Here is a 17,793-nt window from a genome sequence, read left to right on the forward strand (position 1 = left end):
TTGATGGATTCCTTGCACCGATTACAGAGAGGACCAAGGCTTGGACGTGCAACTTTCCGACCGCGTTAACAGCATCAAACCTTCACCCACACTGGCCGTCACAAATCGTGCTGCCGAGCTGCGTGCTGAAGGCAAAGACATCATCGGCCTCGGCGCCGGCGAACCCGATTTTGACACCCCGGAACATATCAAGGCGGCGGCGACCAAAGCCATTCAGGACGGCTTGACCAAGTACACTGCCGTTGATGGTACCCCGGCGCTGAAGAAAGCGGTGATTGCCAAATTTGAGCGTGAGAACGGTTTCAGCTACGCCCCCAACCAGATTCTGGTTTCAAGCGGTGGCAAGCAGAGCTTTTTCAACATGGCGCTGGCTCTGTTGAACCCGGGCGATGAAGTCGTGATCCCTGCCCCATACTGGGTATCTTACCCGGATATGGTTCTTGTGGCCGAAGGCAAGCCGGTGATCATCACCACCACCCAGGAGCAGCGTTTCAAGATCACTCCGCAGCAACTGGATGATGCCATTACCGAGCGTACCCGTCTGGTCGTACTGAACAGCCCCTCCAACCCATCCGGTGTGGCCTACACACTGGAAGAGCTTAAGGCTCTGGGCGAAGTGTTGAACAAGTACCCGGAGGTACTGGTTGCCACTGATGACATGTACGAGCACATCCTGTTCACCGATCAGCCGTTCTGCAACATCCTGAACGCCTGTCCTGAGCTGTATGACCGTACCATCGTGCTGAACGGTGTTTCCAAGGCCTACTCCATGACCGGCTGGCGTATCGGTTATGCGGCAGGCCCGGCCAAGCTGATCGGCGCCATGAAGAAGATTCAGTCACAGAGCACATCCAACCCGAACTCCATCGCGCAGGTGGCGGCTCAGGCAGCACTGGACGGCCCGCAGGACTGTGTCGCCATGATGGTCAATGCGTTCAAGCAGCGTCACGACTTCGTGGTCAATGCACTGAACGAGATCGACGGTGTCGAGTGCATCCGGGCGGACGGTACTTTCTACGCCTTCCCGAGCTTCCACAAGGTGATCGACTCTCGCGCCGAGTTCAATGATGACATTGCACTGGCCGAGTTTCTGTTGCAGGAAGCCGGTGTCGCACTGGTGCCTGGATCGGCCTTTGGCACACCCGGCAACATGCGACTTTCTTTCGCTACCAGCCTGAATGTGCTCGAGGATGCAATCAGCCGCATCAAGGCGGCACTGGAACGCTAAACACAAGCCCCGGCACAGTCCGGGGCTTTTTGTATCCCCTATCCTGATCGAACACTGCCATGAAAACCAGAATTCTGACTCGACTGCTTGCCGACACATCCGCTCCGGCCCTGCTGCTGAAGGACTCCAAAGCCGAATGGAGCAACGAGGCCTTTGAACAATTGCCGAAAAAGCAGCGCAAGAGCATTGTGGACTGGAGCAGTGACAGCAAAAATACCGACATCCTGATCAGTCAGGGCGTGATCTTCGAGCGCCTGAAAACGGATGAGCACTACCTGATATTGGCGTGCGGGCACCGTGCTGGACAACAGCAGCGAGCATTGCTGCAGGAACTGATGCCTGCCCTGGCCTCAGGCAGTGACCCGTTCTTTATTCTGCCGCAACTTCTGGCATCCCTGCTTGACTGGCCCGAGGCGGCTGGCTGCAAGCAGCAGGGCACTGATAAGCTGGCTCTGATGGGACACTGGTCCGGACAACAGCTGTTGCCACCGCAAACATTGGAGCTTAAAAACAGCTCAGCAGCTCCGCTCTACCAGCAAGGCCAGCCCGGCACCCTGATTCTGGAATGGGACCGGAACGAAGCCAGAGTGCACGATCCCCTGCTTGGGGATCAGGGACTTTGGATTGCTCAGCGCGTGGATTCCCGCAATGGCAACCCACTGGGACACCTGAGCCTGTGGGGGGCCGAGAAAACAGCCAGCCTGGCTGACAGTATCCATCTGATGCAACTCTGCGCCGATCTTATCAGCGCCTGGCAACCGGAACAGCTGGAGAGCAGTGAGCGCAGCCCTGCTCTCCAGCTGGACCCTTTAACACAACTGCCCGGACGCGACGCACTCGATCACACCCTTGCCAGCAGCGAACAGGAGCGGAAGCAGTCCGGCCGTGACTGTCTGCTGGCACTGATCGACATCGACAGCCTTTCGGCAATCAACAATCTGCACGGCCAGCACGAAGGAGACCGCGTCTTGTGCCAGTTTGCCGACCGTCTGCGCCACATCTGCCGTCCTGATGACCACTTGTTCCGTTTTGGCGGCGACGAGTTCGTCCTACTGCTTCCCGTCAAACACACGCCACCGCCTTTACAACAGCGCCTGGATCAGATCAACCACGCCATGACACAGACATTGGGGTCAGCCTTTCATGCCAGTGCCGGCCTGGCTCTGCTGTCAGAAGTCAACGGCAGTGGTGATGAGCTGCTGCTGCTGGCGGACAGCCGCTTGAGAAAAGAAAAGAAACAGCGCGGGATTTGAGTGACAGATTATTGAACTGGCCAGTCTGTTAATGCACAATGACGCCTTTCTAGAATGATCGGTTCAATTAAATGGCACGAGGCAGACCCCCGGTACACAGCCGCGAAGCCTTGCTGGATCTTGGCAACCACCTTTTCCAGCGCCACGGCTATCACGGCACTAGCCTGAGCATGATTCTGGATGCCTGTGACGTTTCGCGTGGTTCCTTCTACAATTATTTCGGCGGCAAGGAATCATTCGCCATCGAAGTCATCGAACACTATCAGGCACTGGAAATGAACCTGTGGCGCGAAGAATTCAGCCGCATTCAGGGCTCCCACGCCGACAAGCTGCGAACCATGATGCTGCGCCTGATCGAAGACTTTTCTGATGAAAACGAACGAATCGGCTGCCTGCTGGCCAACCTGTCCGGAGAGATGGCTCGGGCCTCACCGGAATTTCGGCACGCCATTCGCGATGCAATCCAGCGTGTTATCGATGCCATAAATGACGATATGCTGATCTGTCAGCAGGAAGGCAGTGTCCGCACAGACCTCTCTGCCAGTGCCCTGGCGCGCCTGATCTGGGACTACTGGCAAGGCGCACTGCTGCGGATGAAAGTTGAAGATAGCCGCCAGCCACTTTATGACGCAGTTGATATGCTGTGGCAGCAGATTTTGCCCGCTCCGGAACCCAACGACCGGCCCGTACATCACACAAGGGAAGTATTGCACAGTGAAACGCATTAAACGGAAACTCATCCCGCTGCTGGCCCTTGCCAGCTTCAGCAGTGCACCTGCTGGTGCAGCGGCTCTTGCCGATCTGTACCGCATGGCACTGGATAACGACCCGCAGCTCAAGGCCGCAGAAGCCCGCTACCTGGCCGGGCAGGAAGCAGAGACTCAGGGGCTGGCGCAACTGCTGCCACAGATCAATGCCGGTGGCAGCTACACACACAGTAATGATGGCTATCGTGACCAGAGCGCAGATGATCGCGCCTGGCAGGTCTCTCTGGTACAGCCGGTATTCGACACTGCCAAGTGGTTCGGTTATCAGAAAAGCCAACTGATCACAGAACAGACATCGCTTCAATTCGATCTTGACCAGCAGCAGCTGATCCAGCGCACGGTTGACGCTTACCTTGGCGTTCTGCGTGCCATGAGCACGCTGGAGACCGCTCAGGCCCAAGAACGCGCATTGCAGCGCCGACTGGAGCAGGTAAACGCGCAATTTGAGGTTGGCGTGATTGCCATCACCGATGTACAGGAAGCCCAGGCTTCCTTTGATAATGCTGTCGTACAGCGAATCGATGCTGAAGGCGCCCTGACCAACAGCTATGAAGCACTGGAGCGACTGGCGGGACAGCAATTTTCCACGGTCGACCTGCTGCGCGAGGATTATCCGATTGAGCCGATTACACCGGCTGAGCCCGCGCCATGGCTCGAAAAGGCACGCAGCGGCAACTTGGCCCTCAAACTCAGCGAGCTTGGCATTGAAACCAGCCGCCGCGACAGTCAGATTGCACGTGCCGGCCATCATCCGCGCGTGAATCTCGAAGCCAACTATGGCTACAGTGAATCTGAATTCAATAGTCGCCCCTGGGAGGACAGCAGTTCGGTAGCCCTGACTCTGAGCGTACCGCTGTTCAGCGGAGGCGCCACAAGTTCTCAGGTACGCGAGGCGCAACAGAACCTGTATGCCGCCCAGTATGAGCGTGAGGACCGGTATCGCGAGGTCACGGAACAGACCCGTTCACTCTTGCGCAACCTGCAAACCAGCGTCCAGAGCGTGAAAGCCCGGATGCAGAGCATCAAATCACGCGAGACGGCCCTGCGTGCAACTGAAGAAGGCTTCAACGTGGGTACCCGCAACGTGGTGGATGTGTTGCAGGCCGAACAGGCGCTGTATCAAGCCCGACTGGACTACGCGACTGCACGATTCAATCATGTGTCCACCTTGTTCCGTTTCAAGCAACAGCTGGGCACGCTGAGCCCCGATGACCTGCTGTCACTGGATGAATGGCTGAAGTCATCGACCGCAGCTCAATAAATACCGACCTTGAAATCGAGTAGGAGGAGGTCTTGCGACCTCCGTCCTCTCACACCACCGTACGTGCGGTTCCGCATACGGCGGTTCATGATACACATTTAAGCCGACGATACTGATCCATCAACGATACCAGTCCGATTCGATCAAACACTTTCTTCGGCAGCGCCTGGTTCAAGTGCGAGGCGCATGAGTTCCACCAAGGACCACGCCCGTTGGTGGCACTGCGCCAAGCCCTGTCTTCAGACAGCCCCAGTCGCATCAGCATCTTGGCCCGGGTGAACGGCCGTTTCCATTGACGCCAGAGGATCTTGCGCAGATGACGACGGATCCAGCCATCCAGTGCCTCGAAGCTCCCTTTCACATCGCTATAACGGAAGTAGTTGAGCCAGCCCCGCAGTTTCGGGGTCAGTATCTCGACCGTCCGATAGATCCTCTGTCCTCGGCCTCGGCGAAGCACCTGCTTGATCGTGGCCTTCAGACGCTTCAGCGATTTCTCTGCCACTTTGAGCCGGATGTTCCGCTTGCGTTTATCCACGCTGTAGCCAAGAAAACTCCTGTTCCAGGGTCGATCGACCGCGCTCTTGCCCCGGTTGACGCGAAGTTTGAGTCGTTGCTCAAGATAGTCGGTCAATGAGGCAAGCACACGTTCTCCCGCCTTCCGGCTTTTCACGTAGATGTTGCAGTCGTCCGCGTACCGGCAGAACCGGTGGCCCCGCCGTTCCAGTTCTCGATCCAGATCCGTCAACAGGATATTGGACAGCAACGGCGAGAGGGGGCCGCCTTGTGGCGTGCCTTCCCGCCGCGCCGTTACCACGCCTCCTTCCATGATCCCGGCCTGTAAATAGGTACGGATCAGTTTCAAGACACGTGCATCCATGATCCTGCGCGCCAACCGCGACATCAGGATGTCGTGGTTGACCCGGTCAAAGAACGCTTCCAGATCGATATCGACCACCCAGCGTCGTCCCTCTTCCATGTAGGATCGGGCCTGCAGGACCGCCTGAGCAGCACTGCGTCCCGGTCGGAAGCCGTAGCTGTGATCAGAGAACGTGGGTTCAAAGCGTGGACTAAGCACTTGATGCAATGCCTGTTGGATCAGGCGATCCAGAACACTGGGAATACCCAGCATACGGATGCCTCCCCCGGGCTTGGGGATTTCAACCTTGCGCACAGGCTGGGGTGTGTACCGCCCCTCCAACAGTTGCTGTTTGATCTCGGGCCAATGGGTTTTCAGGTAAGGCTTGAGCGCCTCGACTGTCATCCCATCCACCCCGGGCGCGCCTTTATTGCGACGAACCCGATCGTAGGCCAGCAGCATGTTGCTGCGGGCCAGTACCGCTGACATCAGATCCCTGTCAGCTTCGCTCGGCAGTGATCCTGCACCCGCTGTAACCGGCAACACCTCGCACGGGACCGCAGCCGGGTTCTGCCCGGTCACCGCCTCGGCAAGTGATGGCGTCTCAGCCATCTGTTCAGTGTTGTTCAGGGTCATCAAGGGGCAGGGCTCCCGATTCGTTTATCATGTTCAGCCCTTCAGTGACCGGTAAGTCACCTACTATGGCGTCTGCTGAATTCTGTGGTCCCATCCGGCCGCCTCACGACAGCCGTAGCCAAAGGCAGGACAACAGACCTCCCAGGGTAAAACGCGCGACCTTCACACTTATACCTGCCGCATTTACGACCGCCGCTCCGTGCAAGTACCGGGCTTTGAAGATAGTAGACTCCTCACCCACAGCTGCCGCCTCGTATGCGATTTCTGTTCGTCAGGTCAGTGCTTTGCCTTCGGCTTCCTTCAGATTCCACCTCGCGATGGACACCCTTGCCGTTCGGCTAGTGGTTCCCCTTGCCGGGCCCACAGAGGACTTGCACCTCCAAGTCATCCGACCGCCACCACGCGCATCGGAACAGCGCCCGCCAAGGCGCTACGCGCCATGCCTGGCGCACTACGTAAAAAGCCGGCAGTTGCCGGCTTTTTACTATTATACTTTTGTGATACCGAATCGCCGGCACATTGCAAGCCACTCAATGCAGCGTGGGCGCATCTTCATCCGATTCAGGCAAAATCAGCTGGCCAGCACTGTCCAGCGGCAAGGCACCCTGCTCCTGAGCCAGTTCCAGCAATTGCTGCAGCAGCATTTCAGTCAAGTGGGCACTGATGATCAGCCCGGCAGGCGGATCACCTTCAAACATGTCTTCATCTACCAATTCGTCGGCACGGAGTCCTAACAGAAGCGGGTTTTCCTGTATCAGCGGTGCCAGATCATCCGGCGCAAACACCACATAATCCGAAGATACCTGCAGCGCCAGCTGATAGGCATCATGAGGGGCTTCCCCCAACTGCCTGAGATAGGCTTTCTCGGCCGCATTAAACAGCACAGACAACTGGCTGTTCTGGCGCTGACTAAGATCAGGTGGAGCCACATCACTGTAGTCCACACTTTTAACTTCGGGAATGTTGTCCAGCTCCCACGCATCGACCAGAATACGGTCATCGCTGTCGATCTGGAGCCACTCACGATTGACAGCCACTGCCAGCAGCCCCTCAAGCGCCGCCGCACAGATATTGCTGGTCACTATTACGCCAATACTTGGGTTTTCAATCTCGGCAGGATCTTCCACCAGCTCACCGGCACGTGCTGACAGCAGTTTCGGATCTTCCGCAATCAACTCCGCCAGAGCTAACGGTGAAAGATTGAGCATCTGCTGACACACCCGGTGTGCCGTGATGTAAGGCTCACGCTGACCACTTTCCTGCATGGTGCGTACATAACGTTGCCGCACCCTGTCCATAAGATCTGCCAGCCGACGACTCATGCCGTGCCTCCGCCCATCTGCAGGATAAACCCTGCTTAGTGAATGGTAATACCCACAGGTTTAACGTCATCTTTCAGCTTGTCAAACTGCTCACGCAGCTGCAGCAAGGGTATCAGACCAAAATCGAGTGGCTCTGCCGGCAGTTCGCACCAATCCAGCGCCCAGATCCGGGTCATCAGCTCATATTCGCCAATCAGAGCATCCATGAAAATCATCACCGCCTCAACCCGCGGATCCATCTCCAGTATTTTGGGAGAATCCTGCAGATAGATGGCCAGGTGCAGCTTGCCTTCGATCACGCGCAGTGAACACCAGAACTCTTCAATATCACAGTACTCTTCACCCAGGTTGACGCAGGACGGTACTGGATCATAGCGGTGATTGAAGGCACGAAAGTTGATGCCACTGAGCTCAGGCGCAGCACCCACCACACTGAGTACAGCATGGATCGACTCAGGATAGCCGTCACAACCAAAGATCATCTCGACCGGCCCTTCTTCATGCTCGCGCTCAAAGTGGAAGGTCAGATTACGGTCGATTTTCTGCAGCGAGACACGGTAGGTATCGAGCAGGTTGTCGGCATCAAACTGCATATCCTGCTGACTATCCAGCAGCTGATCGAGTGTTTGTTCAATCTGCTGCCAGAAAGCGCGGATCTGATTCAAATCAGGATTGGAATTCATGTACACCAATGATGTTAAAGCGTGTCAGGTTCGCGGAACAACAACACCCGTCTGTCCCTGGTATTTGCCACTGCGATCTTTATAGGAGGTCTCACAAACCTCATCTGCGCCGAGAAACAGCATCTGAGCTACGCCTTCATTGGCATAGATACGGGCCGGCAGTGGCGTCGTGTTGGAGAATTCGAGGGTTACATGTCCTTCCCATTCGGGCTCCAGCGGTGTCACGTTAACGATGATACCGCAGCGAGCATAGGTACTTTTACCCAAGCAGATCGTCAGTACGTCTCGCGGGATACGGAAGTACTCGACCGTACGTGCCAGTGCAAACGAGTTGGGAGGAATAATGCAAACGTCAGACTGCACATCAACAAAGCTGCCCTGGTCGAAGTTCTTCGGATCCACGATGGAGGAATTGATGTTGGTGAAGATCTTGAATTCGTCCGCACAGCGAACATCGTAACCATAGCTCGAGGTCCCGTAGGACACAATCGGCTGATCATTGGCACGTCGTACCTGACCGGCCTCGAACGGCTCAATCATGCGGTGTTTGTCCGCCATCTGGCGAATCCAGCGATCCGACTTTATACCCATAGCTGCCTGTTCACCTGAAAGTCTGTTGGCAAATCAACGCACCATTCTATACGTTTTGGGCAAAAAAAACCGCCCCGGTGTAACACTGGGGCGGAAAATTTCATCTCGCTGTACTAGTCACTGTTGACCTGAATAGTGGGAATTGAGTTCCCCGCTGTAGTTAATTTTTTTGCCAGCCGCGCGCCCATGCTCCGAGCAATTTCTCGATAGCGCTGGGCATGGCCACTTTCGGGGTCGGCAACCACCGTCGGCTTGCCGGCATCGGTCTGCTCACGAATCGCAAGCGCCAGCGGCAACTGCCCCAGCAGCTCTGTCTCGTACTGTTGCGCGATGCGCGCGCCACCACCAGCACCAAACAGCGCTTCTTCATGGCCACACTGACTGCAGATATGCACACTCATATTCTCGACAATTCCAAGCACCGGAATATCCACCTTGCGGAACATCTCGATCCCTTTGCGGGCATCCAACAGAGCAATATCCTGTGGCGTAGTGACAATGACCGCCGCGCTGACCGGTACCCGCTGCGCCAGCGTCAGCTGGATATCGCCGGTGCCGGGCGGCATGTCGATCAGCAGGTAGTCCAGATCCTGCCACAATGTCTGGTTCAGCAACTGCTGCATGGCGCCACTCACCATTGGTCCTCGCCAGACCATCGGTGTGTTTTCATCGACCAGATAGCTCATCGACATGGACTGAATGCCATGCCCCACGATCGGACGGAAGTATTTCTCTTCCGCGGTTTCGGGTCGCTGTCCTTCGGGAATTCCCAACATCATGCCCTGACTGGGGCCATAGATATCCGCATCCAGAATACCCACCCGCGCGCCCTCGGCAGCCAGCGCCAGTGCCAGATTCACGGTGGTAGTCGACTTGCCAACCCCACCCTTGCCGGAAGCAATGGCGATAATATTGCGAACCCCTTCAAGGCTAGGTAGCTTTTTAGGGCTGGGGTGTGCCTGAATCTGCTGGCAAACCTGGATCTCAACGGTATGCCCTGCATACATCTCGCTAACCGTCTCATTCAGGCCATCATGCAGCCTCGAGTGCTGGCTGGCACAAGCAAATCCCAGCTCAACTACAACCCTGATGCGGCTGTCATCAATTTCTATCGGACCAACCCGGCCAATGTCCGCCAGGGCCAGCCCAGTATCGGGATCAATCCAAGCCTCAATGGCTGCACGTATCTGCTCGGCATTTGCTGCTGTCATGGAAACTCCTTGAACGATCTGAGCCTGATAATAACCCAGCACTATAGTCGGAATTATGCCTCAGATATGCCTTGCTGTTCCAGTGCAAGCTGCCGCAGCGCGGGAAGATCCATCTTGCCACTGCCCAGCAGAGGTATTTGGTCAACGGTATACACCCTTGCAGGCCGACACAGCGGCGCAATTGAAGATTTCCGCAAGCGCGACTGAATCGACTCGGAATCAGCCCCCTCCACCAGCAATACAATTTGCTCGCCCTTACGCTCATCCGGTACAGCAACCGCCGCCAGCACCAGCTCCGGCTGATCCAGTTCTGACTGCACGGCTTGCTCTACCGAGCTGAGCGAGATCATTTCGCCCCCTATCTTGGCAAAGCGTGAATAGCGATCAATGATGGTAAGGAAGCCATCTTCATCCAGGTACCCCTTGTCACCAGTCTTGTACCAACGCAAACCATCCGCCTCAATGATCACCTCGGCAGTACGATCAGGTTCGTTGAGGTATCCCTTCATGATCTGACTGCCTCCCAGCAGGATCATTCCGCTATCACCAACCGGTAACGGCTTCAGCGAAACCGGGTCTACGACTCTGAACATGGAGCCAGGCAGTGCCATGCCCACGGTCCCTTCGCGCTGCCCCCGCTGCAGGTGCCACCACTGTGTATCGAGGTAATCCGGCAGGTTTACGCTGGCCACCGGCGTGGTTTCTGTACAGCCATATCCTTCCAGGACCGGAACGCGAAAGCGCGCCTCGAAGCCGGATTTTATCTGCGGCGAGAGCTTCTCGGCTCCTGCCACCACCAAACGCAACGAGCTGAACATCAGCGGATGCAATTTCTGGTTGCGCACATAAATGCCAAGAAAGGTGCTGGTACCGCACAGAATCGTGGCACGATAGCGCGCTGCCGCCTTGCCGATATTGACCGCATCAGTCGGATCCGGCTGGCAGACCAGCGGGATTCCCTCCACCAGCGGCATCATGCTGGTAACGGTAAGGCCAAAGGCATGGAACAGGGGCAGCGTTGCCAGTACACAGTCATCCTCCTGAACGTTCAACACGGCCGCGATCTGTTTAAGGTTTGCCATCATGTTACGGTGGCTCAGCATGACCCCTTTGGGGGCTCCCTCGCTACCGGATGAGAACATGATCGCGGCGGTATCATCCAGATCAGACGCCCCCCCATAACGCCAGTGCAACGCCCATACCGGCGTCAGTACTGCTTGCATCAGGGTCAGCAGCGACTCTGGCTTGCCGATCCCGGCTTTTACGTCTTCCAGGATGATTACATTCATTCGCTCCAGCAGCTGCCTGAAACTCAGGCCTCGCTGCTCCAGCTTGCGCAGAAACTGTGACGAGGTGACCAGTGTGCGTACACCGGCCCGCTCGGCACAACCCAGCAACACGTGCTCCGGTGATGTGTAGTTCAGGTTGACCAGCGTCTTGCCTGACATCAAAAGCGCCATATTGGCAATGGCACCACCGGCCGCCGTCGGCAACAACAGCCCAACATTTTGCTCTTCAATCTTTCTAAGCCGGCGACTGAACAGGATACAGGCCGTCAACAGCCTGCGATGGTTAAGCACAGGGCCGTTAAGATCGGTCAAAGCCCATTCAGAGGGTGCCGCCCTGGCTGTACGAATAAAGGCTCGCGGCAGCGTTTCTAGGCTGTCGGTGTACTCATTCCAGGCATGAATCGATAGCTGGGCAACCGTCTGCTTGACCGTTTCAGCACGGGTATCAAGCGGCAGCGGTTCACCAAATGCCACTATCACATCACGTTTGAGCCCACGGTTGTCAAATCCCTGCAGCCGCTCACTGGAGCGAGAAAAGCGACTGCCCCACAACCCCCGCAGATAAAAAGGTATGATCCGCGCATTCGGAACCGGACCATCCCCGCTTTCACGAGCGACCCGCTCAAAGCCACGTTTGAACTCGCCCAGCTGACCGCTGTAACTGATGGCGCCTTCCGGGAACAGACACACGACTCGGCCATCAGCCAGCAGCTTGCGTACCTGGCGCATGGCGCTGCGCGGGCCTCGCGCAGAGATGGGAATGACACGATACAAATCCAGAAACCAGCGCAGATACCAGCGCTCATAAATCGAGCGTTCCATCACAAAATGGATATGACGCGGGCAAGCCATCTGCAGCATGGCCCAGTCCAGCCAGCTGATATGGTTCCCAAGCAGAAGAGTCCCTTCTCCGCTCACCGGCAGGTGCTCGAACCCAAGCACCTTCAGGTTGTAGCGACGTCGAATCAGACTTGTCGCCATAAGACGTACAAGCGCTTGTGGCAGCAAGATCACCGCATAGATTGCACCACATACCGCCACCAGCGCCAGCAGCCAAAGCACCCAAGTTGAGGGTACCGATAACAGTGCACTTGTCACGGTCAGCAGCAGGAAACTGAGCATGGAAACGTTTTGAACAAAATTATTGCCAGCCAGTACGCGACCCAGACGCGACTCTTCAGCGTTAAACTGAATCATGGCGTTGAGCGGGATAATCATCATCGCACCGCTGGCCCCGATCAGCAGAAAGGCCAGCGCACAGAGGGCAATACTGTTCAGTTGTGGCAACAGCAGCAGCCCCAATGCCACACCACAGGCACCCAGGGGAATGAGTCCGGCATTGATGTAGTGTCGTGACAGGCGACCCGCGATGACAGAGCCAATCATGATGCCGACCCCTGCCAGCGCCATCGCTCCCTGAATAATGAATGTGTTGTTCTGGTCCAGATGCTCTTTGGCATAGGCGGGAAATACAGCCAGCATCACCTGACTGATTGACCAGAACATGGCGAGGCCAAATATGGACAGGAGAATGGTGCGTACACTCGCCAGCTCGGCCAGGTTACGCCACAGACTGCGCCCACTGACGTAGTCCCGCACGCTGAAACATTGTCGAGAATCGGTTTGGCTCAAGGCCGGCAGACGCAAGGTCAGCAGTAGCTGCAGGGCTGCCCCACCCACCAGAACCCAGCCAAGTGAGGCCACGTTTGGCAGAATTTGATTTGGGCCATGCAGCGACTGCCCGGCCAGCATCCACTCGAACAGCGCTGAAAACACCACAATGCCACTTAGTATCGCCACAATGGTAACAGCCTGAATCCAGCCGTTGCCTTCGCTCAAACGCTCAACACCGAGCAGTTCCCGAATAAAACCGTATTTTGCCGGTGAATAAATCGCACTTTGCACAGCCAGAATAAAGGTCAGGGCAAAGGCGGGGATGAACAGGCCGGCATAGTAACAGGCTGTAATAGCCAGCGTAATTAACAGTGCCGCCGCTGCGGATAGCTGCATGACACGGTGTTTGGGGTACTTGTCAGAAACAAAACCTGCAGGGGTAAACAGCATAATAAAAGGCAGCAGGATCAAGCCATTTACGACAGCCGTAAGCAGAATTTGCGTTTCACCATCATAACTTTTGAAAAGGGTGTTCTGGATGGTGACCTTGTGTCCCAGGTCGATAAACGCATTGATAAACGCCACCAGAATGAACGCCGGAAACCCCCGTATCTTCAGTAATTCCGTCATTCCAACACCCTCTCCCACACCCTCAGCGAACCGACAGCCCGTGACTCTATTTTCTCGGCACGGTTGTAATCAGTGCCTCAACCCTTACCATTTCAGGATCTTACCCGATAAAAGGAGGATAGTGCATTGTATAATCAGGCACAGACAGGCCCGTTCAAGGGGATGAACGCAGGGATGAGCACCATCGCCATCCTGATGGTTCTGGCGACGGTGGTAGCCGGTGTTTTCTTCACCGATGAAAGTGCTGCCGCAATCGGTCAGCTGCGCAGCTGGCTCAACCCCTTTCTGGAATGGTATTACGTCCTGCTGGTTGCCTTTCTGCTGTTCTTCATGATCTGGCTCGGCACTGGGCGCTATAAGAATGTGCGTCTGGGCAACGATGCTGAGGTACCCGAATTTACCTTTTTCTCCTGGGTCAGCATGCTGTTTGCAGCCGGAACCGGGGTCGGGATTCTTTTCTGGTCAGTGGCACAGCCGATTCTTCAGTTTCAAGACAACCCTTTTGTTGAGTTTGGCAGCGCCGATGCCGACGCAGCCATCATCGCCATGCGGCTCTCGTTTTTTCACTGGGGCATCAACGGCTGGGCCATCTTCTCCTTTGTCGGGCTCACCATGGCCTACTTTGCCTTTCGCCACGACCAGCCATTGACTGTACGCTCAGCCTTGCGCCCACTGCTGGGCAACCGAATTCATGGGGCCTTTGGTGATCTGATCGATCTGCTGGCGGTATTCGGCACTGTGTTTGGCATTGCCACAACACTGGGCCTTGGCGTTCAACAGATGAACGCCGGGCTTAATCGTGTATTTGGCATCGTCAATTCCACCGAACTGCAGTTGACCGTGATCGCAGGTATCATGATGATCGCCACCGTCTCAGTGGTATCCGGTGTTTCTCGTGGTGTGCGGCTGCTATCGGAAATGAACTTCTGGCTCAGCATTGCCGCCGTCTTCTTCATGCTGATTCTAGGCCCTACACAGTATCTGATCGGCGTCACCATTGAAGCCACCGGCGACTACATCCAGAATTTGTTGCCCCTGAGTTTCCACACCAACGCCACCCATGGTGGCCACTGGCAAGCAGAGTGGACTGTGTTCTTCTGGGGCTGGTGGCTGGCCTGGAGCCCGTTTGTTGGCATGTTTATCGCCCGAATTTCACGCGGGCGCACCTTCCGTGAGTTTGTCACCGGTGTACTGTTGGTTCCTACCGGCATCACTATTATCTGGATAGGCCTGTTTGGCGGCACCGCATTGTATCAGGAGCTGTTTCAAGGCGGCGGTGTCATTGAAGCCGTGTACAACGATATCTCTTCGGCCCTGTTTGTCATGATTGAAGGGATGTCATTGGGTATCATGACACCGGTTGTATCCACTCTGCTGATTGTGCTGATCGGTACCTACCTGATCACCTCCGCCAATGCCGGCACACTGGTGATTACCACTATTCTGTCTGGCGGGGATACTGACCCGCCCTCTGGGCACCGTATTCTCTGGGGAGTTTTTCTGGCTCTGCTGACGGCAGTTCTGCTGTTGGCCGGCGGACTCGAAACCCTGCAGGCAGCTGTTATTACCGCTGCCTTGCCGTTTTCACTGGTGGTGGTGGCCATGGCGACCGGTTTGCTGCGTGCGCTGCGTAAAGAGCGCTATGCTGCTCGCACCGGTGAGCGCAAACTGGCTCCGGCAGAACCCTGGGCGGTAGCGGAAGACGTGATCGAAGAGCCCGCGATCGAACGCAGAGCACAGGATTCGGCCGGTCTATGACCGGCCCATTGCCTGATCAGTCGGGCAGTTTCTCGAAATCAACCTTGGGCAGACATTCAAAGCCCGGTTTTGCGAAGTAGTAGCCTTGCATCAAGGTCACGCCGTGTTGGAGGAAATACTCCATCTCGGCGGCGGTTTCGACCCCCTCGGCCAGAATACGAATATCGAGCTGGTTACAGATATCGATCAACCCACCAACGATGATCTGTTTAACCCGACTTCCGTCGATATCACGCACCAGCTCCATATCCAACTTCAGCGTATGCGGAATGAAGCTGGCCATAAGATTGAGCCCGGCATGGCCAGCCCCAAAATCATCCAGTGCCGTGATAAACCCTTGCTGACGATAATATTCAAAGATCCGAGTCAGATGATTGGCATCGTGCACCCGCTCTGACTCGGTAATCTCGAACATGATCCGATCAATGGGGAAGCCATGTTCCCGTGCAGCCTGAAGGGTACTGCGAATACAGTGCGCTGGCTCATACACGGCATTGGGCAGAAAGTTGATACTCAACACCTGCTTCATGCCAAGCCGGGCAGCCAGAGCTATCGCCTTTACGCGGCAAGCCTGATCGAAGGCATAGCGGTTTTCGTCATTCACCTTTGACAGTACGGAGAAAGCACCCGCCCCATCCACGCCGCGCACCAGCGCTTCGTATCCATAGATCTCGCCACTGGACAGCTCCACTATAGGCTGAAAGGCAAAGGTAAAATCAAAATCCAGCGGCACCTGACATCCGGCACAGCCGGGAAGTGTCTGCGGGGGCATGGTGTATCCTTGTATAAAACACGACTCAGGGGTTTACAGTATTCTAGATCAAAAAAAAGTGTAGTGTCAGAGTGTCACTCTTGAAAGTTACTGCCTATCACGACTATCAACCGAGTGCTCAGTGGTTATAATCGCAGCGATAACCAAGGAGGACACTATGCTCAAACCACTACTGCTTGGCCTGGCACTGCTGCCAGCCACCTTTATGCCTGCCCACGCTGAAGACACCATGCCTCGAGTCTTACTGAACACCACACTGGGCCCTATCGAATTGGAGATTAACGCCGACAAAGCCCCCATTACTGCAAAAAACTTCCTGCAATACGTGGACAAGGGCCACTATGACGGCCTGATCTTTCATCGCGTAATCCCGGGCTTCATGCTCCAGGGTGGCGGCTTCACGGTCGAGATGGAGCAGGTTGAAACTGATGCGCCGATCAAGAACGAGTCGGGCAACGGCTTGAGCAACCAACGTGGCACCATCGCCATGGCTCGCACACGGGACCTGGACAGCGCCACAGCCCAGTTCTTCATCAATACAGCTGATAACGTTCGGCTTGACGGCCGCAATGAACCAACCGGTTACACCGTGTTCGGTAAAGTGATCAGCGGCATGGACACCATCGATGAAATCAGTGCAGTTAAAACCGGCCGCCAGGGCATGCACGGGGATGTACCGCTGACACCCGTGGTGATCGAAAGCGCCGTGCGCATGGTCGAACCAATGTCCGATAACACGACCGGCAACCCATCGAGCGAAGAGTAGAAACGCAAACGCCCCGCACTGGGCGGGGCGTTCTGGTATAAACCGACGCGGTATCAGCGCTGATCGAAATCCAGCACCACCTCGTCCGAGATCGGGTGTGCCTGACAGCTGAGCACGTAACCGGCTTCAATTTCGTGCTGCTCCAAGCCATGGGAGATATCCATCTCCACTTCACCCTTGGTCAGTTTACACTTGCAGGTGGAGCACACACCGGCCTTGCAGGAGTACGGCAGGTCCATACCGGCATCCATACCCGCATCCAGGATATTCTGGCCCACGGTAGCCAGGTCGAACATCACCGAGCGACCATCGGCAACCACGGTCACCTTGCTCATCTTGTCTTCGCCATACTGCGCTACACGCGCCTGTGCTTTCTCCAGCATCTCCTTGGAGTCTGCAGATGAAGTAGCAAAGAGCTCGTAGTGAATCTGGCTGTCGCTCAAACCTTCCATACGGAAGCCGCGAGAGACTTCGGTCATCATCGCCTCAGGACCACAAATGAACGCTTCATCGGTGCTCTTGATATCGATCAGGCCACTCTTCTGCAGTGCATAGCCTTTCTTGTTGTCGATGCGACCGTTTAGCAGATCCGCTCCCTGATCTTCATAGTCCATAATATTGATCCACTGGAAGCGATCCATATAACGGTTCTTGATGAAGTTCAGCTCATCCTTGAACATCACGGTATTGCTGCGCTGGTTACCGTAGATCAGCGTGACTTTGCTGTTGGCTTCGGTTGAAAGCACGGACTTCATGATCGAGATCATCGGCGTAATGCCGGAGCCCGCCGCGATGCACATGTAGTTCTTGGCGTTATCCGGGTTCAGCTCGGTGTAGAAGCTGCCCTGAGGCGGCATGACTTCAACCTCAACGCCCGGCTTGAAGTGGTCGTTGGCGTAGTTGGAGAAACGACCATCCTGTACACGCTTAATGCCGACACGCATGTGGCCATCGTTCACGCCGGAGCAGATGGAGTAGGAACGACGCACATCTTCGCCATCAATCATGGCGCGCAGGGTCAGGAACTGGCCCTGGATAAACTTGAACTTCTGCTTCAGTTCTTCAGGTACTTCAAAGGTCACGCAGATGGCCGAGTCCGTTTCAGGCTGGACTTCGGCCACTTTCAGCGTGTAGAAATTGGTGTCAGACATCGCTT

14 protein-coding genes are annotated in these 17,793 nt (G+C 55.9%); 6 read left to right on the forward strand and 8 right to left on the reverse strand.

Going from position 1 to position 17,793, the window contains the following annotated elements; genetic code table 11:
• Window positions 1–40 precede the first annotated feature (40 nt).
• The 4 genes from CFI10_RS11025 (at window position 41) to CFI10_RS11040 (ending at window position 4,509) form a co-directional block, all read left to right on the forward strand.
• Window positions 41–1,228, forward strand: coding sequence for a pyridoxal phosphate-dependent aminotransferase (locus tag CFI10_RS11025; RefSeq protein WP_206834459.1), 1,188 nt, complete (start codon window positions 41–43; stop codon window positions 1,226–1,228).
• A gap of 59 nt (window positions 1,229–1,287) precedes the next feature.
• On the forward strand, window positions 1,288–2,481 hold the full coding sequence (locus CFI10_RS11030; protein WP_206834460.1) for a GGDEF domain-containing protein: 1,194 nt from the start codon (window positions 1,288–1,290) through the stop codon (window positions 2,479–2,481).
• Between the two features lie 71 nt (window positions 2,482–2,552).
• The gene (locus CFI10_RS11035; protein WP_206834462.1) at window positions 2,553–3,209 is read left to right on the forward strand and encodes a TetR/AcrR family transcriptional regulator; all 657 of its coding nucleotides are present in this window, start codon (window positions 2,553–2,555) and stop codon (window positions 3,207–3,209) included.
• Entirely contained in the window at window positions 3,196–4,509 is a 1,314-nt protein-coding gene (locus CFI10_RS11040) for a TolC family outer membrane protein (protein WP_242529967.1), read from the forward strand. Before CFI10_RS11035 ends, CFI10_RS11040 begins: the two co-directional genes overlap by 14 nt.
• Window positions 4,510–4,594: 85 nt before the next feature.
• Here CFI10_RS11040 and ltrA read toward each other — a convergent pair whose 3' ends face one another.
• From ltrA to CFI10_RS11070, 6 genes are all read right to left on the reverse strand, one after another.
• Window positions 4,595–6,001, reverse strand: a complete 1,407-nt coding sequence (gene ltrA / locus CFI10_RS11045; RefSeq protein WP_242529968.1) for a group II intron reverse transcriptase/maturase — start codon at window positions 5,999–6,001, stop codon at window positions 4,595–4,597.
• Window positions 6,002–6,531: 530 nt separating this feature from the next.
• The gene (locus tag CFI10_RS11050; protein WP_206834466.1) at window positions 6,532–7,323 is read right to left on the reverse strand and encodes a hypothetical protein; all 792 of its coding nucleotides are present in this window, start codon (window positions 7,321–7,323) and stop codon (window positions 6,532–6,534) included.
• A gap of 35 nt (window positions 7,324–7,358) precedes the next feature.
• Window positions 7,359–8,006, reverse strand: coding sequence for a hypothetical protein (locus tag CFI10_RS11055; protein WP_091823596.1), 648 nt, complete (start codon window positions 8,004–8,006; stop codon window positions 7,359–7,361).
• A 24-nt stretch (window positions 8,007–8,030) separates the two neighbouring features.
• A complete protein-coding gene (gene dcd, locus CFI10_RS11060; protein WP_091823599.1) occupies window positions 8,031–8,597 on the reverse strand; it encodes a dCTP deaminase in 567 nt (188 codons plus the stop codon).
• 113 nt (window positions 8,598–8,710) lie between these two features.
• Window positions 8,711–9,808, reverse strand: coding sequence for an iron-sulfur cluster carrier protein ApbC (gene apbC / locus CFI10_RS11065; protein WP_206834468.1), 1,098 nt, complete (start codon window positions 9,806–9,808; stop codon window positions 8,711–8,713).
• A gap of 53 nt (window positions 9,809–9,861) precedes the next feature.
• The gene (locus CFI10_RS11070) at window positions 9,862–13,341 is read right to left on the reverse strand and encodes an acyl-[ACP]--phospholipid O-acyltransferase (protein WP_206834470.1); all 3,480 of its coding nucleotides are present in this window, start codon (window positions 13,339–13,341) and stop codon (window positions 9,862–9,864) included.
• Window positions 13,342–13,503: 162 nt separating this feature from the next.
• Here CFI10_RS11070 and CFI10_RS11075 point away from each other — a divergent pair, with 162 nt between their 5' ends.
• Complete coding sequence (locus CFI10_RS11075) at window positions 13,504–15,099, forward strand: BCCT family transporter (protein ID WP_242529969.1); 1,596 nt, start codon at window positions 13,504–13,506, stop codon at window positions 15,097–15,099.
• Between the two features lie 16 nt (window positions 15,100–15,115).
• Here the strand turns inward: CFI10_RS11075 and CFI10_RS11080 are convergent, their stop codons facing one another.
• Window positions 15,116–15,871 (reverse strand): EAL domain-containing protein, encoded by a 756-nt coding sequence (locus tag CFI10_RS11080; RefSeq protein ID WP_206834472.1) that lies wholly within the window; start codon window positions 15,869–15,871, stop codon window positions 15,116–15,118.
• A gap of 157 nt (window positions 15,872–16,028) precedes the next feature.
• Between CFI10_RS11080 and CFI10_RS11085 the strand changes: the two genes are divergently transcribed.
• Window positions 16,029–16,637 carry a peptidylprolyl isomerase gene (locus CFI10_RS11085; RefSeq protein WP_206834473.1) on the forward strand — a complete coding sequence of 203 codons (609 nt, stop codon included), beginning with the start codon at window positions 16,029–16,031 and terminating at the stop codon, window positions 16,635–16,637.
• Between the two features lie 53 nt (window positions 16,638–16,690).
• On the opposite strand, the gene paaE is transcribed toward CFI10_RS11085, so the two are convergent.
• Entirely contained in the window at window positions 16,691–17,788 is a 1,098-nt protein-coding gene (gene paaE, locus CFI10_RS11090) for a 1,2-phenylacetyl-CoA epoxidase subunit PaaE (RefSeq protein ID WP_091823614.1), read from the reverse strand.
• Between the last annotated feature and the right edge of the window lie 5 nt (window positions 17,789–17,793).

The organism is Marinobacterium iners, from assembly GCF_017310015.1.
Classification (GTDB): Bacteria; Pseudomonadota; Gammaproteobacteria; order Pseudomonadales; family Balneatricaceae; genus Marinobacterium; species Marinobacterium iners.